The organism is Methanosarcina barkeri str. Wiesmoor, from assembly GCF_000969985.1.
Taxonomy (GTDB): domain Archaea; phylum Halobacteriota; class Methanosarcinia; order Methanosarcinales; family Methanosarcinaceae; genus Methanosarcina; species Methanosarcina barkeri_B.
In genome coordinates, this window is record NZ_CP009526.1 from 4,234,272 (window position 1) to 4,256,720 (window position 22,449).

Here is a 22,449-nt window from a genome sequence, read left to right on the forward strand (position 1 = left end):
GTCTATCCCGAAACTCAAAATTTGATTTTTGAATCTCGTATTGGGACAATCAATTGAATTCTTAATCACTAAAATGATCCTGAAAACTCATAATGATTTAGAATAAAATAAGTTTTGGGATAGGCTCAATTGCCTATTTTCTCAAAACTATAAATAAGTTTAAAAGTCATCACAAAACTTTCAGTGAGGGAAAGGTTCAGCCTTTATGTTTTTTAATAGATTTTCACGAATCTCTTTCATATATTTGGCTGAACCATATGACGGAGGTATAATTTAGTATTCAACAATACTGCAAAATTTAGGTGTGATTTTTTGGGATTTATTGTAGGTTGCCTCGAAAGAAGGTGGGTAGGTTTACTTCATATCATCTCCTTTTTAATCTTTGGTCTCCTATTCTTATCAATTTCATCTCAATTTCATCTCATTTAATCGATCTATCAAATCTGTCTAAGTTTAAGCTTAAGTTCTGTTCTCGGCGCTGTTTTCAAGTATCTTTCCAGTGCCCATTGAGAAGGAGCCTTAGTGATGCATCGGACCTCCAGCTCCCATTTCGGGCATTCCCTTAGCAGAGGACATGATTTCCTTAAGGTCTTCGAGGGACTCTGCTCCGTTGATATCTTCTATTAGACCATTAAGTTCTGCGATTCTGCTGCTAAGGTCCTCACTTATATTTTCATTGGTTGTGTTCTCGCTCCCACTTACCATCTCTTCAAGGTGTTCGATTTCCATTTCAAGTGAGTCAGTAGCCTGGGTTTGCAAATAGGTGAATACAACGTTTTGAAGTTCTTCTGCACTGGAAGCTGAACTTATTTCGCTGGATAGGTTTTCAAGATCAGTTACTTGTTCATTGAGCATTGAACTCATATTTTCATCAGTCGTGTTGTCCAGCTGACCGTTAAATGTTTCAGTCATATTTCCAAGGAAATTAACCATTTCGTCCTGAACCTCAGTGTAATTATCGTCAGTTACGTTCTCAACCTTGGAGAAGTCAAATAATCCGGGCATCCCACAAGGTCCACTGTTCATTTCATCCGGTTCCATATTCATTCCATGAGGCATACTTGCATATTTTTGACTGGACAGGACTTCCTGAAGGTCGGATGCACTGGAAGCTTCGCTTACATTAGTATAGAAACTCTGAAGTTCAGAAATTTGTTCGCTAATGGAATCAAGCATTTCCGTCTGGACATCAGCAAAATTTTCATCAGTTATGTTCTCTCCAGGAGTAAATGCAGGTTTGTTTTCCGAAGCGAAAGCTCCTAAAGGAAGGATGCATAGTACTATCATTACCGCTGCAAGACGGTAAATTGAGTTTAACACTTTTGTTTTTACTTTCATAGTATACTTCCGTTAATGACCTTTATCTCCATTTTTTCGCCAGTTTTGTTTTTCGAGCTACTCACGTTTTGTTTTTCGAGCTACTCGTGTTTTGTTTTTCGAGCTACTCATGTTTTGTTTTTCAAGCTACTCATTTTGTATTGAATTGTTCTGTTATCTGATTTTTTTAGTGGGTTTCTTGCCTGGTTTTTCAGTTGTTATTTTTCGTTTTCTTGCCTGGTTTTTCCATTATTCAATTTTTTCCGTTTTTTCGGTTGTCTTCAGACTATTGGCCTGCTGACAGTCTTTAAATGAGCTGACAAAAATATAAAGTTACTTTCAAAAATAAAGGATTTAAAGAGATTTAATTTTAGAAAAAAGCTTTATTGTAACTTTAAATTCTTAAAGAACCTTAACCTAATGAATGAATACTTATCAGGGCCTTAAAACTTGATGTTGAATTATGAAAGGTTTTTTATATATTTCGTAGGAGCTTCGAATGCAGGCATACTTATAAAAGGTGTTTATTTATGAGCCATTCTGTTAAAAAATTATGAAATGATCTACAGATTGTGACAGGTATATTTTCATTTATTCAAGAACGCTCCCGTTAACAGAAGAAGATATTCGTTTTTCAGTTACGTGTTCCGTAGCTATCGTTTTACGTATCTGGAAATAGCCTATACTGAGTACAGTTCATGAAGAGACATAAGCTCGTGAGGACGCAATTCCGGCTGAAGAAGTTTCACAGATAATCCTTCAGGGCGTTGTAGATAAAAAAGGGATAATTGTAGTGCCAGAGTAGCTTGTAGTGCCAGAGCAGCCAAGCTGGTGCCTTTGGCATGAATACTGTAACTTCTCTGAAGTCGCAGAAGATTTCTTGCTGAAAATAACTCACGATCGACGGGTAGAGTGGTCAAAAAGACAGGGGTTATGAGGGAGTTGAATCAGTGAGAGGACTTTACTACTCTCAATGAGAACGATCTGTCTCTGGGTATAGGCAAGACTATTAAAATAATCGATTTTTAAGGGTCACTTCACTGGATACATTCTAGTTCTAGCGTATAGCCCTTCGCTGATGTTCTTATTTCTTTTGTTCAATATATCGATCTTTAGCTTCCTGAAGTACAGCGACTGCTGTTTCGAGGTCTTTCCAACCAATAACCTTTACGCGTTTTTCTTCTAAATTCTTGTAAGTTTGGAAAAAGTTAGTAATCTCTTTAAATAGGTGAGGCGGAACCTGCTCAACTGTCTCAATATAATTCCACATAGGGTCATTCTTTGGAACACAGAGTATTTTTTGATCTCTTCCTTTATCATCTTCCATATCAAATAGTGCCACAAGATGTACATCTATTATACATCCCGGAAATGTAGGTTCCCAAGTTAAAACCATGGCATCTAAAGGATCACCGTCAAGAGCTAGGGTATCTGGGAAAAAACCATAGTCTGAGGGATATACCATTGAAGAAAAAAGCATTCTGTCGTATTTAATTACTTTCTTTTCTTTATCATATTCATATTTGTTCCGGCTTCCTTTCGGGATCTCGATAAGTACACTTTCAACCTGTCTTTCCGTCATACCATCACTTCCTTTTTACTCCTGCTTGTTAATTGCTTTTTATAATTGTAATTATTTATGAGTTCATAGTTTATGTCCCCTGATAGAGTCATACTATTAAAACATGACCTCATGAATTCAATTTTCTTTATATGAAAGGAGAAACTTCTTAATACGAAAGGAGAACCCGTAAAAATAGACTTGAAGTGTTCTTCTATCTTTTTGTTAGATTTGGAAAAGTGATACAGGGCAATGTGAAAACTCTATGTCTACAAAAAATGGCGTTATCGGATTTTTGAGCGTTGCATGAATTTCTCAAGATCATTACTGAAATTGTCGCATGTTTTTTCCACACAATGCGGAAAAAGTCATCGTGGAAGTTTGGTAATATCAAGTCTGAATTAAAAAAGACTCTCTATAAAAAGGCTCTCTATAGAAAGATTCTCTATAAAAAAATTCTCTATAAAAAGACTCTTTATGAAAAAATATAAATTAAAATAAACATTGCTACCTACATTCCGCAGTATTTTTTTGAAAATCAATATTTTTCCTGATAGCGTTTTTGGAACAGAGTAAATAATTTGGATTTTTAATGGTATTTGGTGAAAATTGAATGATATCATTTTTGGTCTCTAAATACACCACATCGTTGCTTTTACCTACTGCATAAAAGTCCAATAAATCTACATTTGATTGAAAATCGATAGCAGTAAAAATATGAATTTACGTAAATTTACTGCGGAAAGTGGGTTGCTATATCAGGAAAATATTTTCTGCTTTTCAGGTTTTGATTCTTAAAATTGGGCAGTGTAGCGAAAGTTCTGTAAAATATGATTAACTCTATATCCTTTTCTTCACCACAAAAAATAGGATGTAGAGTCGATGGTTAATCTACTCTCATTCATAAAAGATCATCTTGTCGATCAGGAAGACGGAATTCATCAGCTAATTACTTGGTTTTACAGTTAATTACTTGGTTTTTAAATCTTGTTATGGAGGAGGAAGCCCTCCTCCAATCTTGTGCACAACGTTATGAGGTACTGATTCACGAAAAGCCAGTAGAAACGGCTACAAACCCCGCACTCTCCTTACCAAATATGGAGAACTTGAATTGTTAAAGCCTCAGCTCCGTGCATTTCCTTTTGAAACTCAAGTATTTGAAAAGTATTCCGGGTTGAAAAGTCCATTTTAGCTGCTGTAGCGGAATCTTACCTTCAAGGTGTTTCCACCCGACGGGTGGAAAAGGTCATGACTGCCTTAGGAGTAGATGGAATCTCAGCTTCTTCTGTTTCCAGAATTACTAAAGAACTTGATGAGAAAGTTGAAGAATTTCTCTCAAAGCCAATAGAACATGAAATACCTTACCTTTTTGTTGATGCGACTTATCTTAAAGTAAGAGATGGACTCCATTATGAAAATAAAGCTCTTTTTGTAGTTGCTGGAATCAGAGATGACGGTTTTCGTGAGATTCTTGGAGTAAGATTGGCAGACAGTGAAGACTCTCTATTCCGGGAAGATCTATTCGAAGACCTTAAAGAAAGAGGGTTAAGAGGCGTAAAATTAGTTGTTTCTGATGGCCATAAAGGAATACAAAAAGCAGTTAGAGAATCCTTTATTGGATCAAGCTGGCAGATGTGCCACGTTCATCTGATAAGACAAGTTCTAAAAAAGGTTCCAAAAAAGAAACAGAAAGAAGTATCAGAGAAAATAAAAGAAGCATTGGTAGACCGTCAGAAGTTACAGGATTTGATAAGGGAACTGGATAATATGGGATATAAAAGTGCAGCTGATACTCTTGAACATTTTCAGTATGATGTAATGAACTACATGCAGTTTCCACAGAGTCATTGGAGAAGAATAAAGACAACAAATATGATGGAGAGAACTAACAAGGAAATAAAAAGAAGAAGCAGAGTTGTGGGAGCATTTCCAAACCAGGAATCAGTATTGAGACTGGTAGTCTCAATACTTATTGATATAAATGATGAATGGATCACAGGAAACAGGTATATAGTAATGGAACAGTAATCAAAAAAGAAGAATAAGGGGTATAGGATAAAATTTACAGAAGATTAGGCACACTGCCTATCCCTTTTATGCAGTCACTTTGCCACTTTTATATATTTCCATTTTGATTTTGTACTACTTCCTGCTTCATTTGTTGCTATGAGTTTAACCGTGTAAGTTCCCGCAGATGAATATGTGTGTGTTGGACTCTTTTCTGTTGAATATTTACCATCTCCGAAATCCCATTTCCATGAGGTTGGCGATCCTTTGCTAGTCTCTGTGAATGTTACCTTTAGTGGAGCTTTTCCTGATAATGGCCAGCCCCAGAAATCTGCAGTCGGAGCTTGCGCAGTTCCTGTCACGGTTATATAATTTGATTTTGTTGCCGTATTGATGCCTGCTGCATTGGTTACTTTAAGGGTTACTGTGTACTTTCCTGCTTTTGAATACTTATGCGTTGGATTCTGAAGGAATGACTTTGTTCCGTCTCCAAAGTCCCATTTCCATTTCGTTGGTGATCCGGTACTTTTGTCCGTAAATTTAACGTTTAATGGATATTTTCCTGAGGTTGGAGATGCAGAGAATGCAGCAACGGGTTTTACTGTCACGGTTATATATTTTGTTTTTGTTATCGAATTACGTCCTGCCGCATTCTTTACTGTTAAGCTAACAGTATACGTTCCTGCCTTTGAATACTTGTGAACCGGATTCTGGTGAAATGACTTTGATCCGTCTCCAAAGTTCCATATCCACTTTGTCGGTGTTCCTGTGCTTGTGTCAGTAAACTGAACCTTCAGTGGTACTTTTCCTGAAGTGGGAGATGCAGAGAATGCAGCAACGGGTTTTGCTGCCACGGTTATACAATCTGTTTTTGTTATCGTGTTACGTCCTGCGGCATTCTTTACCGTTAAGCTAACAGTATATGTTCCTGCTTTTGAATACTTGTGAACCGGATTCTGGAGGAATGACTTTGAACCATCTCCAAAGTTCCATATCCACTTTGTCGGTGTTCCTGTGCTTTCGTCCTTAAAAGCAACTGTTAACGGTGCTTTTCCTGAGGTAGGTTTTGCAGAGAATGCAGCAATTGATGCTACTGGTTCTCCGCTTGAAATAGTACCCATGTAAATGTCACCGTTTCCATAAATATCTGCAACATATTTCCATACTACATTGTTACTGTAAATAGCAGGATTGCGTGCTGATCCTTTGTTGCTAATTTTCATTTTCTGGTTAGTGGAAATATCATACATATAGATACCATGATTTGTATAATCATCATCCTCTCCACCATCATCCTCCCACACTATCCTGTTACCATAGATAGCAGGATGCGTCTGAGCATCTGGACTGGATGTTATCTGAGTTTCCTTTTTAGTAGAAAGATCATACATATATATATCATAGTTTCCACTTCGTTCATCCATCCATACTATTCTGTCACCATAAATTGCAGGATCGATTGCCCATGATGATCCATTGGTGATTTGAGTTTCTTTTTTAGTGGAAACATTATACATGTAGATATCCCAATTTCCATTGCGATCATCATTCCATACTATCCTGTCACCATAGATAGAAGGATTTGTCTGGATTGATTCTTCTGAGGTTATCTGGGTTTCCTTCTTAGTAGAGAGATCATACATGTAGATATCATAATTTCCTCTCCACACTATCCTATTATTGTAAATAGCTGGATCTTCTGCGTTTCCACTGGTGGTTATTTGAGTTCTTTTTTTAGTGGAAAGATCATACATGTAGATTTCCGAGCCTTCGTAATGATCGGAGTATACTATTCTGTCACCATAAATTGCAGGATTTTCGCCTGCATGCCCACTGGTGGTTATTTGAGTTTCCTTTTTAGTGGAGAGATCATACATGTAGACATCGTAGTATGTCTCTAGCTCTGCATAATCAATATCTATCCATACTATTCTGTTATTGTAGATAGCAGGATTGTCTACGTGTCCACTAGTGCTGATTTTAGTCTCAGTGATTGTAGGCAAAACACTTTCCGCTGTATCTGCTGATGCCGTAGACAAAAACAAACACAAAATAAAGGCTATTGAAATTAAGCTTATAGTACAAAAGGTCATCTGTTTATTCATATTATCAGCTCTAACATTATATTTGAAAATTTTAATTCAATTAGTGAAAATTTACAGATTATACTTAAATTTTTTCTTTTAAATCTTATATTTATAAAAGTTAATATTTTTAGATTATTTACAAGAAAAGAAAAATTTATAAAATAATATATGTTTAGAAATACTGGAGATATATTATTTAAATATAAAATAAGAATATAGAAATTCACAAAAGTTCAAAAAAGAATGTTAGTTAATTAGATTTTTGTAAAATTGAATATCCATTAGCAAGATATTCTAGTACTTTGATTCCGAAATAGGTTCATAAAACTTGATTTTTGAATAGAACCTGAGATCATGAATTTTCCAGGAAATAAGGAATCGATTTTGGAATCGAAGCACTAGTGTCTATACAATTTAGTTACTGGTCATATTTTAACTCTGAATCGCTATATGTTGACAAAAAGCTATCAAAAATTATGCTTAATAATTAAATTGCCTTGATACTAGGATATTTCAGACTAACTTGAGTATATCCTTTTCGCGAGATTCGATTAATAAGCCCCCACTCCTCTCTACCTTTGGACATTTTTATCTACTTTTAAATCTCAAGCTCATTTTTAGATACTTAACATCCATAAATGACTTTTGTATTACTGCATTTTGCATCTTTACCTAGGACTGAAGAACCCCAGGAGATTTACAACCGTTTTCAAAATTGCAGTCACTTTGCCACTTTTATATATTTCCATTTTGATTTTGTACTACTTCCGGCTTCATTTGTTGCTATGAGTTTAACCGTGTAAGTTCCTGCAGATGAATATGTGTGTGTTGGACTCTTTTCTGTTGAATATTTACCATCTCCAAAATCCCATTTCCATGAGGTTGGCGATCCTTTGCTCGTCTCTGTGAATGTTACCTTTAGTGGAGCTTTTCCTGATAATGGCCAGCCCCAGAAATCTGCAGTCGGAGCTTGCGAAGTTCCTGTCACGGTTATATACTTTGATTTTGTTGCTGTGTTGATGCCTGCTGCATTGGTTACTTTAAGGGTTACTGTGTATTTTCCTGCTTTGGAATACTTATGCGTTGGATTCTGAAGGAATGACTTTGTTCCGTCTCCAAAGTCCCATTTCCATTTCGTTGGTGATCCGGTACTTTTGTCCGTAAATTTAACGTCTAATGGATATTTTCCTGAGGTTGGAGATGCAGAGAAGGCAGCAACGGGTTTTGATGTCACAGTTATATACTTTGATTTTGTTGCTGTGTTGATGCCTGCCGCATTGGTTACTTTGAGAGTTACTGTGTATTTTCCTGCTTTGGAATACTTATGCGTTGGATTCTGGTGGAATGACTTTGATCCATCTCCAAAATTCCATTTCCATTTAACAGGTGTCCCTGTGCTTGTGTCAGTAAACTTAACCTTCAGTGGTACTTTTCCTGAAGTAGGAGATGCAGAGAATGCAGCAACGGGTTTTGCTGCCACGGTTATATAATCTGTTTTTGTTATCGTGTTACGTCCTGCGGCATTCTTTACTGTTAAGCTAACAGTATATGTTCCTGCCTTTGAATACTTGTGAACCGGATTCTGGTGAAATGACTTTGAACCATCTCCAAAGTTCCATATCCACTTTGTCGGTGTTCCTGTGCTTGTGTCAGTAAATTTAACTTTTAATGGTGTTTTTCCTGAGGTTTGAGATGCCGAAAAGTCAGCAACAGGGAAGTTTGGTTCTGGTTCTTCACTTGAAATAGTGCTCATGTAAATATCGTAGTTTCCATTACGATTATCGGTATATACTACTCTGTTACCATAGATAGCAGGATCATCCCAATCTCCATGGCTGGTAATTTTAAACTTCTGATTAGTGGAAAGATCGCACATGTATATACCATGATATTCCCCACCGTCATCCTCTCCACCAACATCCTTCCATAATATCCTGTTACCATAGATATTAGGAGACACCTGGTTATCTGGACTACTGGTTATCTGAGTTTCCGCTTTAGTGGAAATATCATACATATAGATATCATAGTTTCCTTTGCGATCGTCGGCGTATACTATCCTGTTACCGTAAATAGCAGGGTTGTCTGCTGATCCGCTGGTGGTTATCTGACTTTCCTTCTTAGTGGAGAGATCGTACATGTAAATATCATAGTTATAATCACTATCTCGGTCATCCAGCCAAACTATTTTATTACCATAAATAGCAGGATAGTATGCTCGTCCATTAGTGGTGATTTGAGTTTCCTTCTTAGTGGAAAGGTCGTACATGTAGATCTGCCAGTATTCCTCGAAACCATGTGTCCACACAATCTTGTCGCCGTAGACTGCAGGGTTCCCCGTATCTTCAAATTCAAATTCATAATTAGAGATTTGAGTTTCTTTTTTAGTGGAGAGATCATACATGTAGATATCCCAGCTTCTATTACGATCATCCACCCACACTATCCTATTTCCATAGATTGCAGGATCCCATTTATCTGATGTATTGGTGGTTATTCGAGTTTCCTTCTTAGTGGAGATATCATACATATAGATATCTGAATTTCCATTACGTCCATCCCTCCACACTATCCTATCACCATAGATATCAGGACCCCATTGATATGATGTATTGGTGGTAATCTGAGTTTCGGTGATCGTGGGCGAACCGCTTTCCGCTGTAGCTGCTGATACTGCGGAAGGAAATAAAAGCAAAACTAAGGATATTGAAAATAAGATTATTTTATAAATAGTCTCTTTTTTCTTCATTAAACTCACCTATAACATTCAGTTAGAAAAATTTAATTCAATTGCTTAAATTCTATAAACTATAATTAAATTTTTTCATTTTTTACTGTAAATTTATAAAAGTGAGTTTTATTTGCTTATTTATAAAAAAATTTAATTTTACAGACTCAAGTCTTTTAAATATATGGGAAGATGCGATGCTAAAAAACGGAAAAAGAGAAAACATGATAAAAAGAAAAGAATGAAATGATAAAAAGAAAAGAATGAAATGATAAAAAGAAAAGAATGAAATGATAAAAAGAAAAGAATGAAATGATAAAAAGAAATGAATGAAAAAACATTAAAAATCAATAAAGAGAGAACAGTTTCCTGTCCACATTCTTCCAGGCAATTATTTGTGGGCAAAGTACGCCACAACTTCGTTTTTTTCTACCGCTTTGATCCTGTACAAACGAACTCGAACTATATGATCCTGTTCCGTACGTATGTGCAAAACACTTAATGTTGAATATGTTCCAGCTGTTGAATATGTTCCATCTATTGAATATCTTCTATCATGTTTGTTGAATCAGTTGGCAACATAGCCGTATCCATATCCTTTTGCTACCCAATTCTCAAGACTGTGATCAAATGGTTCTAATATGTTTGAGCCTGATCCTATCATAACATAAGGCGACACAGTCCACATAACATTATCATAAACGTTAATTGACCCGCTTGCATTAAAACTTCCAATGCCTGCACTGCTGCTTGAGCCCTTGAAATCATGCATTATATTATGATGGACATTCACATTCGTCAGTGGATTTACCATTTCAACGCAACACCATCCAGACTCGGCACTACCTGAAAAGGTATTGTGATCCACTTCAATGTTTGTGCAATTGTTTATCCTGACACCTGTGTTGGTTTGAACCTCAACATCACAGTTATACATTCTGGAATCCTTAGTCTCTGATAAGAATCCTACACCATCGTGCCCTACGGAATGCATTCTGCAGTTATATACTTCTATTCCAGAGCTTTTAGTGATTCTGACACCATCACTATATAAATAGCGGGTGAATAAAATATCATGTACTTTACTATCCTTCGAAGACCTGAACTGTATGCAGTTTCGATAGCCTCCGTGACCTCCGTCACTAGGTCCGGTGGCCGTACTTTTGAACTGAAGGTTACACACTTCAACGTTGGAGACACCTGACCCGAATACATATGCAGGTGATTCCACTGAGTGGCAAACTGAGCCATTAGCAAAGATTATTGTATCGTCGCCTGCACCTTTCAGTACTACATTAGATTTCAAAACTATAGGTGCACTTATCTTATAAGTGCCAGCGGCAAGGAGAACATATCCAGGGTTACCTGATGTCGCTCCTGATGCTACGGAATTTATTGCATTATTAATTTCATTCTGGGCATCTGATCCAAATGTCGGATTTACAGTAATATTGTTCTGTGCTCCTGATACTACGAAATTTATTGCATTATTAATTTCATTCTGGGCATCTGATCCAGATGTAGGATTTACAGTAATTGTGTTCTGTGCGCCTAAAGCAGCGGGCACGGCTGTTAAAATAAGACATGCTGTCAGAAATAGGGTTCCTATCTGTCTTTTTAGCATCGTATCACCTTTTGGGTTGGGTTTGGAATTTGAGTGAATTCAAAAACTATAAGATAGTTCTATTTCTCCAACAGTTGATACGATTGTTAAAATAAGACATGCTTTCAGGAATAGGGTTTCAGTCTGTCTTTTTTGCATTGTATCGCTTCCAGGTTGGACTTAAAATTTGAGTAAAATCAAGAACTCCAGGATAATCGTATATTCTTTCCCAGAGATTTCTCAAAATTCCATATTACGGACTCTTAATGTCTTTCCAAACTATCTTATTAGATCGAATATGTATAAAATATTTAATTATGTCAAATTTTTATGGGTTTTAAGACTCCTATTATTTTTGTGAAATATTTTTGAATCTATCCAATTTGATTCTCTGCGATTTATGTAAGGTGGATATGTTGCAACACAGAGTCTCACTCTCCAATCATTATAGGGATCAGTCATTGGAAGTGAGATTGGACATTAGAAGTTTTTGCTTCTATTACTCAAATCTGATATTGGCCATAAGATGTTATCCTTCTGGTCAATACTTTCTGTTTCACTAACTACGGCCTCTAGCAAAGTCAACTTCTTTAAAAAGTTTTTCTCTTTCTATTGTTTAATTACTAAGTTGACATTTCAGATTTAGATATGTTATATTATAAAATAGTTTGTATTTTTTTAAAAAAATTTTGGAAATAAATACTGCAAAGTCTTAAAAAATTAGGTAAGTTATAGAAGAATAACTGAACTTAATTGAATACTTCTACTATTAACTTCAAAAATTCGAGATACAACAATGACATTTTTTAGAAATTGAATGAGAACATATTTCCTTTTTCCCTTTTTTCCTTATAATAACTGAAAATTTATGAAAATAAATATGTTAATTCTTAATCCACAATTGTTTTTAGAGTTTGTCTTGAAATTTAAACTATTTTCACAATTAGATAATGGGTAGTATTAACATACTTCAAACGAGTAGATTTGTAAGGAGACTGATTAATCTACACTTTCTCATAATTGGAAAAAGCAAAAAAAGTTAACGGAAAGTAGATAAAAGAAAGAGAACAGTTTCATGTTCTCCTTTTATCAGAAAATCACTTATGGGCAAAGTAGGCCCACAACTTTGTCTTTCTCTTCTTCATCGATCCTGCAAATACCGAAGTGTTCGAACCCGTATAGTTCGAACGGTGGTATGATCATGTACTTGTACGATCATGTACTGTACGTATTTCAGGACTTAATGTTGAATATATTCCTTCTGTTGAATACATTCCTTCTGTTGAATATATTCCTTCTGTTGAATACATTTCATCTGTCGAATAATGTTTCATTGTGTTTGTTGAATTAGTTGTCAAGAGAGCCGTATCCATACCCTTTTGCTACCCAATTCTTAACACTGTGATCAGATGGTCCCAGTATGTTTGAGCCCGATCCTACCGCAACGTAAGGTGACACGTTCCACATAACATTATCATGGACGCTAATTGATCCGCTTGCATGAATATTTCCAATGCCTGCACTGCTGCTTGAGCCTTTGAAATCATGCATTATATTATGATGGACATTCGCATTTGTCAGTGAATTTTCCAGCTCAACACAGCACCAGCCAGAGCCGGCACTACCTGAAAAGGTATTGTGATCCACTTCAATATTTGCGCAATTGTCTATCCTGACACCTGTATTGGTTTGAACCTCAACATCACAGTTGTACATTCTGGAATTCTTAGTACCTGATAAGAATGATACACCGTCGTGTCCTACGGAATGCATCTTGCAGTTGTATACTTCTATTCCAGAACTTTTACTGATTCTGACACCATCACCGTACAGATAGCGAGTGAATAAAATATCATGTACTTTACTATCACTCGAAGACGTGAATTTTATGCAGTTTCTATAGTCTCCATGACCTCCATCACCAGGTCCGGTGGCCGTACTTTTGAACTGAAGGTCACATACTTCAACGTTGGAGACACCTGACCCGAATATATATGCAGGTGATCCTCCGGAGTTACAAACTGAACCGGTAGCAAAGATTATTGTATCGTCGCCTGCACCTTTCAGTACTACATTAGATTTCAAAACTATAGGTGCACTTATCTTATAAGTGCCAGCAGCAAGGAGAACATATCCAGGGTTACTTGATGTCGCTCCTGATGCTGCGGAATTTATTGCATTATTAATTGCAGTCTGGGCACCTGATCCAGACGTCGGTTTTACAGTTATTGTGTTCTGTGCGCCTAACACAGCGGGTACGGTTGTTAAAATAAGGCATGTTACCAGGAATAGGGTTCCTATCTGTCTTTTTAGCATCGTATCACCTTTGGGTTGGTTTTGGAATTTGAGAAGACTCAAAAACCATAGGGTTAGAGTCTATTCTTTCCCAAAGCACATACGGACGTTAAACTAAGACATGCTTTCAGGAATAGGAGTTCCTGATTTATTTTTAGCATCGTATCACCTTTGGGTTGGATTTGGAATCTGCGTAAACTCAAAAAACTATATGATAGTTATATTTCTCCAACAATTGATACGATTGTTAAACTAAGACCTGTTGTCAGAAATAGGGTTCCTGTCTGTCTTTTTAGCATTGTATCGCCTATAAGGTTGGACTTAAAATTTGAGTAAACTCGAAAATCCAGGATAATCGCATACTCTTTCCCAGATATTTCTCAAAATTCCATATTACGTACTCGTAATGTTTTTCCGAACTATCTAATTAGACCTAGTCTATATCAATATCTAATTATGCCGGGTCTATACGGTAATTCAAAGATTCTAATTACGTCTGCGTAATATTTTTGAATCTATCCATTCGGTTCTCTGCGATTTATGTGGGGCAGACACGTTGCACACAGAGTCTCACTCTCCAATCACATTATAGGGGTCAGTCATTGGAAGTGGGATTGGACATTAGAAGTTTTGGCTTTTATCACTCAAAACCTGTTACTGGCCACAGGATATTCTTCTTTTTGGTCAATAATTCCTGTTTTACTAATTACGACCTCTAGCCAGGTCAACTCTTCTGAAAGGTTTTTTCCTTTTTGTCCTTTACTGTTCTTTAATTACTAAGTTGACATCCAAGGTTTATACAGGTTATATTATAAAATATTTTTGTATTTTTTCAAAAAAATTTAAAAATTATATAATATAAAACACTATGAAGCTATTAGAGAATGACTAAGCAAATACTATTTGTATTAATTTTAAATGATGGAAATACAAAAACAAAACTTACAAATTCTAAAAACTTTTAGAGACAGAAACAAGGTTCATTCCCGCCACAATGGAGAAAACATAGTATATGACAGAAACAAACCTTATGCACTCATTACCTTTTAGCTTTGATCTTTTTTCGTGTTTTAATTTAAGAGTTTGTTTCAATTTAAGAGTTTATTTACTTTCGGATTATATTCCCGGCCTTGTGTTTGTTGTCACCTTTATGAAGTTTGTCTTCGTTACAGTACTGCTGCCTGCCACATTACTTCCTGTAAATGTAATCTTATAGAACCAGGAGGTTTACAACCGTTTTCAAAGTTGCAGTCACTTTGCCACTTTTATATATTTCCATTTCGATTTTGTACTACTTCCTGCTTCATTTGTTGCTATGAGTTTAACCGTGTAAGTTCCTGCAGATGAATATGTGTGTGTTGGACTCTTTTCTGTTGAATATTTACCATCTCCGAAATCCCATTTCCATGAGGTTGGCGATCCTTTGCTCGTCTCTGTGAATGTTACCTTTAGCGGAGCTTTTCCTGATAATGGCCAGCCCCAGAAATCTGCAGTCGGAGCTTGCGAAGTTCATGTCACGGTTATATATTTTGTTTTTGTTGCTGTGTTGATGCCTGCCGCATTGGTTACTTTGAGGGTTACTGTGTATTTTCCGGCTTTGGAATACTTATGCATTGGATTCTGGTGGAATGACTTTGTTCCATCTCCAAAATCCCATTTCCATTTGGTCGGTGACCCTGTACTTTTGTCAGTAAATTTAACGTTTAATGGGGATTTTCCGGAGGTTGGAGATGCAGAGAAGGCAGCAACGGGTTTTGATGTCACGGTTATATACTTTGATTTTGTTGCTGTGTTGATGCCTGCTGCATTGGTTACTTTGAGAGTTACTGTGTATTCTCCTGCTTTGGAATATTTATGAGTCGGATTCTGAAGGAATGACTTTGTTCCGTCTCCAAAATCCCATTTCCATTTCGTTGGTATTCCTGTACTTTTGTCAGTAAATTTAACTTTTAATGGTACTCTTCCTGAGGTTGGAGATGCAGAGAAAGCAGCAACGGGTTTTGTTGTCACGGTTATATACTTTGATTTTGTTATCGTGTTACGTCCTGCCGCATTCTTTACTGTTAAGCTAACAGTATATGTTCCTGCTTTTGAATACTTATGAACCGGATTCTGGAGGAATGACTTTGAACCATCTCCAAAGTTCCAGAACCAGGAAGTTGGGGAGCCAGTGCTGGTGTCAGTAAATTTAACGTTTAATGGTGTTTTCCCAGAAGTTGGGGATGCAGAAAAAGCAACTACAGGGAGGTCTGAACCGAGAGTAGCCATGTAAATATCAGGACCTTCATTTCTCCAGTCCACCCATACTATTTTGTTACCATAAATATCAGGCTCTTTCGCTGTTTGACTGGTGGATATCTTTTTTCTCTCGGAAGTGGAGAGATTATACATATAGATATCAGGAAAACCATCGCCAGTCATAGCAAGAGAATATACGATATCATCACCGTAGATTTTAGGGTTGCCTATTTCATCAGTGGATTTAAGGATTATATTTTGCTTTTTAGTAGAGAGATCCATTACATAAATACCGTAAATGTAATCATAATCAGTAGTGGCACCTACCCACACTACCCTGTTCCCGTAAATTGTAGGCGAGTAATGACCACCAATGGTGAATTTTGTTGTTGATATTTTAGTCTCCTTCTTATTGGAAAGATCGTACATGTAGATATCAGGGTGGCGATAATCTCCATCGCGTTCGTCCTGCCACACTATTCTATTATCGTATATAGAAGGATAAAATGCTTTACCGCTGGTAGTAATCTGAGTTTCTTTTTTAGTAGATAGATCGTACATGTAGAGATTAGAACTTCCATTACGTTCGTCCTGCCACACTATTCTATTACCATAGATTGCAGGATTATGTGCCATTCCACTTTTAGAGATACAAGTTTGTATTTTTGTAGAGAGATCTTCCACGTAAATGTCATGACCTCCGTTGCGCTCATCCTCCCAAACTACCAGATTTTTATAAATAGCAGGATTTATCTGATCTGTTTTATTGGTAGTGTGAATTTCTATTTTGGTGGAGAGATCAAATATGTATATATCCCAGTTTCCATTGCGGTTATCCTGCCACACTATCTTGTCACCATAGATATCTGGATTGGATGCCGTTCCATGGTTGGTTATCCGAGTTTCAGTGATTGCAGATGGAGAAGCTGATGATGCCGTAGATGAAACGAAAATCAAAAATAAAATCAGAACTGCTGATGCTATAACCACTGAATACGATTTTTTGTTAATTTTCACTTATCCTACTCCTTAATCTTTAATTTATTTTTCATATAAAAAATGTTAATAATTTAGAGATATGTAAATTTTTAAACTTTGTTATTTAAATTAAAAATTTAAGGAAATGTGTAATTTTAGAAAATTTGTTTTGAGAAGAAGAATAAGTTTACAGTAAATCCGTACATAAATAACAAAATTTTTCGGTATAAAAAAAGATAAAAGAAAAACTTTTGAGAATTTCAAATGAGCTTTAAAAGAATTAAGAAATTAGATAGGGAGCGCTACTGAAAATCACAAAATTAAAATCTCTCTAAAAAATGACAAAAAAGATGGGTGAACTAATTTTTAAATATCAAATCAACAACTTATAGACACTTTCAGATAAGAAATAAGGAACAATGAAAAAATGAATAAAAAGAGTGAGTAAAAGAAAAGAGAACAGTTTTTATTTACTTTCAGAGTATGGTTTCAATCTTGTGTTTGTTGCCACCCTTATGAAGTTGTGATCCTATAGAACCCAGGAGGTTTACAACCGTTTTCAAAGTTGCAGTCACTTTGCCACTTTTATATATTTCCATTTTGATTTTGTACTACTTCCGGCTTCATTTGTTGCTATGAGTTTAACCGTGTAAGTTCCTGCTGCTGAATATGTGTGTGTTGGACTCTTTTCTGTTGAAGATTTACCATCTCCGAAATCCCATTTCCATGAAGTTGGTGATCCTTTGCTAGTCTCCGTAAATTTTACCTTTAGCGGAGCTTTTCCTGATAATGGCCAGCCCCAGAAATCTGCAGTCGGAGCTTGCGAAGTTCCTGTCACGGTTATATACTTTGATTTTGTTGCTGTGTTGATGCCTGCCGCATTGGTTACTTTGAGGGTTACTGTGTACTTTCCGGCTTTTGAATACTTATGCGTTGGATTCTGGTGGAATGACTTTGTTCCGTCTCCAAAGTCCCATTTCCATTTCGTGGGTGTTCCGGTACTTTTGTCCGTAAATTTAACGTTTAATGGATATTTTCCTGAGGTTGGAGATGCAGAGAAGGCAGCAACGGGTTTTGATGTCACGGTTACATATTTTGTTTTTGTTACCGAGTTACGTCCTGCCGCATTCTTTACTGTTAAGCTAATAGTATACGTTCCTGCCTTTGAATACTTGTGAACCGGATTCTGGTGGAATGACTTTGATCCATCTCCAAAGTTCCATATCCACTTTGTCGGTGTTCCTGTACTTTTGTCAGTAAATTTAACTTTTAATGGATATTTTCCTGAGGTTGGAGATGCAGAGAAAGCAGCAACTGGTTTTGCTGCCACGGTTATATAATCTGTTTTTGTTACCGTGTTACGTCCTGCGGCATCCTTTACTGTTAAGCTAACAGTATATACTCCTGCTTTTGAATACTTGTGAGTCGGATTCTGAAGGAATGACTTTGATCCGTCTCCAAAATTCCAGAACCAGGAAGTAGGTGTTCCTGTACTTGTGTCAGTAAACTGCACTTTCATTGGGGCTTTTCCTGAGGTGGGAGATGCAGAGAAGGCAGCAGTCGGCAGGTTTGAACTGGTGAGAGTACCCATGTAGACATTGGGTTTTTCATTTTCATTGCCCCAATCCGTCCACACTATCTTATCACCATACAAATCAAATCCTAGACTAATTGATGTGCTATTAGTATGAGTTTCCTCTTGAGTTGAGAGGTTATACATGTAAAATTGGTCACCCAGCCAAACTATCCTGTCCTTGAAGATTGCAGGACTATAATAAAATATTGATCCGTTGTTGGCAATTTGAGTTTCCTTCTTAGTAGAAAGATCATACATGTAGATCTTGGAGTGGTAATCTCCATCATCTCCCATGCGCCAATCTGCCCACACTATAATGTTATTGTCAATATCAGGACTGAATGCTGAATCGCGGTTGGTAATTAGAGTTTCCTTATTAGTGGAGAGATCGTACATTGTGAGACTACTTGGGCGTCCATCAATATCAGATACCCCTACTATTATGTTACCAAAAAAAGCAGGATTGATTATTGGCACATCGATGAGATAAGTTTTCTTCTGAGTGGAGATATCATAAATGCAATAATTATATGTGCCACCATACAGTATCCTGTTCCCGGAGATAGCGATCCTGAGTTCATACGCGAATCCATCCTCAGGAATTGTGCTATTGGTTATCCGAGTCTCCTTGTGAGTGGAGAGATCGTACATGTATACATCATGTCCTCCCTCGGTATCATTCTGACTATTTCCATTGCGCCCATCCAGCCATATTATCCTATTACCATAGATAGAAGGAGACGTTGCTGATCCACTGGTAGTAATTTGAGTTTCCTTCTGAGTGGAGATATTGTACATATAAATATTGGAGGGCCCATCACTCTGGTTTCCATTACGCCAGTCCTCCCATACTATCCTGTCACCATATATAGAAGGACAACATGCTGATCCACTGGTGGTTATCGGAGTTTCATTGATAGTGAGCGAAGCAGTTTGCTCAGTAACCGCCGATGCAATAGATGAAACGAGAATTAAACATAAAATCAGAACTGCTGATGCTAAGGCCACTGAATACGATTTTGTGTTAAGTTCCAATTATCCTACTCCTTAATCTTTAATTTATTTTTCATATAAAAAATGTTAATAATTTAGAGAGATAGATACATTTTTAAACTTTGTTATTTAGATTAAAAATTTAATAAAATGTATAATTTTAGAAAATTTGTTTTGAGAAGAAGAATAAGTTTACAGTAAATCCGTACATAAATAGCAAAATTTTTCGGTATAAAAAAGATAAAAGAAAAACTTTTGAGAATTTTAAATGAGCTTTAAAAGAGTTAAGAAATTAGATAGGGAACGCTACTGAAAATCACAAAATTAAAATCTCTCTAAAAAATGACCAAAAAGCCGGATGAGCTCATTTTTAAATATCAAATCAACAACTTACAGACACTTTCAGATAAGAAAGAAGGAACAATGAAAAAATGAATAATAAGAGTGAGTAAAAGAAAAGAGAACAGTTTTTATTTACTTTTGGAGTATATTCCCAATCTTGTGTTTGTTGTCACCTTTATGAAGTTGTAATCCTATAGAACCCCAGGAGGTTTACAACCAAGTTTTCAAAGTTGCAGTCACTTTGCCACTTTTATATATTTCCATTTTAATTTTGTACTACTTCCTGCTGCATTTGTTGCTATGAGTTTAACCGTGTAAGTTCCTGCAGATGAATACATGTGTGTTGGACTCTTTTCTGTTGAATATTTACCATCTCCGAAATCCCATTTCCATGAGGTTGGTGATCCTTTGCTCGTCTCCGTAAATTTTACCTTTAGAGGAGCTTTTCCTGATAATGGCCAGCCCCAGAAATCTGCAGTCGGAGCTTGCGAAGTTCCTGTCACGGTTATATAATTTGATTTTGTTGCTGTGTTGATGCCTACCGCATTGGTTACTTTGAGAGTTACTGTGTATTTTCCGGCTTTTGAATACTTATGAGTTGGATTCTGGTGGAATGACTTTGTTCCGTCTCCAAAATCCCATTTCCATTTCGTGGGTGATCCGGTACTTTTGTCCGTAAATTTAACGTTTAATGGATATTTTCCTGAGGTTGGAGATGCAGAGAAGGCAGCAACTGGTTTTGCAGTCACGGTTATATAATTTGATTTTGTTGCTGTGTTGATGCCTGCCGCATTGGTTACTTTGAGGGTTACTGTGTATTTTCCGGCTTTTGAATACTTATGCGTTGGATTCTGGTGGAATGACTTTGTTCCATCTCCAAAATCCCATCTCCATTTAGCAGGTATTCCTGTACTTTTGTCAGTAAATTTAACGTTTAATGGAGATTTTCCGGAGGTGGGAGATGCAGAAAATGCAGCAACGGGTTTTGTTACAACTTTTATATAATCTGCTTTTGTTACCGTGTTACGGCCTACCGCATTCTTTACTGTAAGTTTAACAGTATATGTTCCTGCTTTTGAATACTTGTGAACCGGATTCTGGAGGAATGACTTTGAACCATCTCCAAAGTTCCAGAACCAGGAAGTTGAGGAGCCAGTGCTAGTGTCAGTAAATTTAACGTTTAATGGTGTTTTCCCAGAAGTTGGAGATGCAGAAAAAGCAGCTACAGGGAGGTCTGAACCGAGAGTAGCCATGTAAATATCAGGACCTTCATTTCTCCAGTCCACCCATACTATTTTGTTACCATAAATATCAGGCTCTTCTGCTGTTTCACTAGTGGATATTTCTTTAAACTCGGAAGTGGAAAGGTTATACATATAGACATCAGGGTAACGGCCGCCAGTTACAGCAAGAGAATATACAATATTATCACCGTAGATTTTAGGGTTGCTCATATAATCAGCGAAGGTCATAAGTTCATTTCGCTTTTTAGTAGAGAGATCCATCACATAAACACCGTAAACGCAACCATACTCATCATTGGCATCTATCCACACTACCCAGTTTCCGTAAATTGTAGGCGAGTAATAACCAGAGAATTCTCTTGTTGGTATTTTAGTCTCCTTCTTATTGGAAAGATCGTACACAATGATATATTCAACGTCAGACCATGCAATCTTATCCCCATGGATATCAGGCTTGTACGCTGTTCCACTGGTAGTGATCTGAGTCTCTTTTTTAGTAGATATATCATACATGTAGATATTCGAATTTCCATTACTTTCTTCCTGCCACACTATTCTATTACCATAGATTGCAGGATTATGTGCTTCTCCACTTTTAGAGATACGAGTTTGTATTTTTGTAGAGAGATCTTCCACGTAAATGTCATGACCTCCGTTGCGCTCATCCTCCCATACTACCAGATTTTCATAAATAGCAGGATTTATCTGATCTGTTTTATTGGTAGTGTGAATTTCTGTTTTGGTGGAGAGATCAAATATATATATATCCCAGTTTCCATTGCGGTTATCCTGCCACACTATCTTGTCACCATAGATATCTGGATTGGATGCCGTTCCATGGTTGGTTATCCGAGTTTCAGTGATTGCAGATGGAGAAGCTGCTGATGCCGTAGATGAAACGAAAATCAAAAATAAAATCAGAACTGCTGATGCTATAACCACTGAATACGATTTTTTGTTAATTTTCACTTATCCTACTCCTTAATCTTTAATTTATTTTTCATATAAAAAATGTTAATAATTTAGAGATATATACATTTTTAAACTTTATTATTTAAATCAAAAATTTAAGAAAATGTGTGATTTTAGAAAATTTGTTTCGAGAAGAAGAATAAGTTTGCAGTAAATCCGTACGTAAATAGCAAAATTTTTCGATATAAAAAAAGATAAAAGAAAGACTTTTGAGAATTTCAAATGAGCTTTAAAAGAGTTAAGAAATTAGAAGGGAACGCTACTGAAAATCACAAAATTAAAATCTCTCTAAAAAATGACCAAAAAGCCGGGTGAACTCATTTTTAAATATCAAATCAACAACTTACAGACACTTTCAGATAAGAAATAAGGAACAATGAAAAAATGAATAAAAAGAGTGAGCAAAAGAAAAGAGAACAGTTCTTATTTACTTTCGGAGTATATTCCCGGTCTTGTGTTTGTTGTCACCCTTATGAAGTTGTAATCTTAGAACCCCCAGGAGGTTTAC

9 protein-coding genes and 2 pseudogenes are annotated in these 22,449 nt (G+C 36.4%); 1 reads left to right on the forward strand and 10 read right to left on the reverse strand.

The annotated features are described in order from the left end of the window. Positions 1–519 precede the first annotated feature (519 nt). Complete coding sequence (locus tag MSBRW_RS17385) at positions 520–1,338, reverse strand: hypothetical protein (protein ID WP_011306483.1); 819 nt, start codon at positions 1,336–1,338, stop codon at positions 520–522. A 1,063-nt stretch (positions 1,339–2,401) separates the two neighbouring features. Continuing rightward, positions 2,402–2,899 carry an inorganic diphosphatase gene (locus MSBRW_RS17390; RefSeq protein WP_011306482.1) on the reverse strand — a complete coding sequence of 166 codons (498 nt, stop codon included), beginning with the start codon at positions 2,897–2,899 and terminating at the stop codon, positions 2,402–2,404. A gap of 813 nt (positions 2,900–3,712) precedes the next feature. Here MSBRW_RS17390 and MSBRW_RS17400 point away from each other — a divergent pair. Further along, positions 3,713–4,906: pseudogene (locus MSBRW_RS17400) on the forward strand (IS256 family transposase); the annotation flags it as partial. A gap of 74 nt (positions 4,907–4,980) precedes the next feature. On the opposite strand, the gene MSBRW_RS20540 reads toward MSBRW_RS17400, so the two are convergent. The 8 genes and pseudogenes from MSBRW_RS20540 to MSBRW_RS20560 all read right to left on the reverse strand — a co-directional run bounded on the left by MSBRW_RS20540 (position 4,981) and on the right by MSBRW_RS20560 (position 21,938). Then, a complete protein-coding gene (locus MSBRW_RS20540; protein ID WP_011306481.1) occupies positions 4,981–6,990 on the reverse strand; it encodes a PKD domain-containing protein in 2,010 nt (669 codons plus the stop codon). A 703-nt stretch (positions 6,991–7,693) separates the two neighbouring features. Further along, a complete protein-coding gene (locus MSBRW_RS20545) occupies positions 7,694–9,721 on the reverse strand; it encodes a TolB family protein (protein WP_011306480.1) in 2,028 nt (675 codons plus the stop codon). A 547-nt stretch (positions 9,722–10,268) separates the two neighbouring features. Beyond that, complete coding sequence (locus MSBRW_RS17415; protein WP_011306479.1) at positions 10,269–11,324, reverse strand: right-handed parallel beta-helix repeat-containing protein; 1,056 nt, start codon at positions 11,322–11,324, stop codon at positions 10,269–10,271. A gap of 1,326 nt (positions 11,325–12,650) precedes the next feature. Continuing rightward, positions 12,651–13,619: a right-handed parallel beta-helix repeat-containing protein gene (locus tag MSBRW_RS17420; protein ID WP_011306478.1), complete on the reverse strand. Its 969-nt coding sequence runs from the start codon at positions 13,617–13,619 to the stop codon at positions 12,651–12,653. Between the two features lie 1,230 nt (positions 13,620–14,849). Further along, positions 14,850–15,059: pseudogene (locus tag MSBRW_RS24515) on the reverse strand (PKD domain-containing protein); the annotation flags it as partial. 48 nt (positions 15,060–15,107) lie between these two features. Beyond that, a complete protein-coding gene (locus MSBRW_RS24100) occupies positions 15,108–16,853 on the reverse strand; it encodes a TolB family protein (RefSeq protein ID WP_011306477.1) in 1,746 nt (581 codons plus the stop codon). 532 nt (positions 16,854–17,385) lie between these two features. Then, positions 17,386–19,425 carry a PKD domain-containing protein gene (locus tag MSBRW_RS20555; protein ID WP_011306476.1) on the reverse strand — a complete coding sequence of 680 codons (2,040 nt, stop codon included), beginning with the start codon at positions 19,423–19,425 and terminating at the stop codon, positions 17,386–17,388. Between the two features lie 536 nt (positions 19,426–19,961). Next, positions 19,962–21,938 carry a TolB family protein gene (locus tag MSBRW_RS20560; protein WP_011306475.1) on the reverse strand — a complete coding sequence of 659 codons (1,977 nt, stop codon included), beginning with the start codon at positions 21,936–21,938 and terminating at the stop codon, positions 19,962–19,964. Positions 21,939–22,449 lie beyond the last annotated feature (511 nt).

Bases quoted from the DNA above. Each gene is read 5' to 3' on its own strand.
- MSBRW_RS17385 (WP_011306483.1), bottom strand. From the start codon at position 1,338: ATGAAAGTAAAAACAAAAGTGTTAAACTCAATTTACCGTCTTGCAGCG.
- MSBRW_RS17390 (WP_011306482.1), bottom strand. From the start codon at position 2,899: ATGACGGAAAGACAGGTTGAAAGTGTACTTATCGAGATCCCGAAAGGA.
- MSBRW_RS20540 (WP_011306481.1), bottom strand. From the start codon at position 6,990: ATGAATAAACAGATGACCTTTTGTACTATAAGCTTAATTTCAATAGCC.
- MSBRW_RS20545 (WP_011306480.1), bottom strand. From the start codon at position 9,721: ATGAAGAAAAAAGAGACTATTTATAAAATAATCTTATTTTCAATATCC.
- MSBRW_RS17415 (WP_011306479.1), bottom strand. From the start codon at position 11,324: ATGCTAAAAAGACAGATAGGAACCCTATTTCTGACAGCATGTCTTATT.
- MSBRW_RS17420 (WP_011306478.1), bottom strand. From the start codon at position 13,619: ATGCTAAAAAGACAGATAGGAACCCTATTCCTGGTAACATGCCTTATT.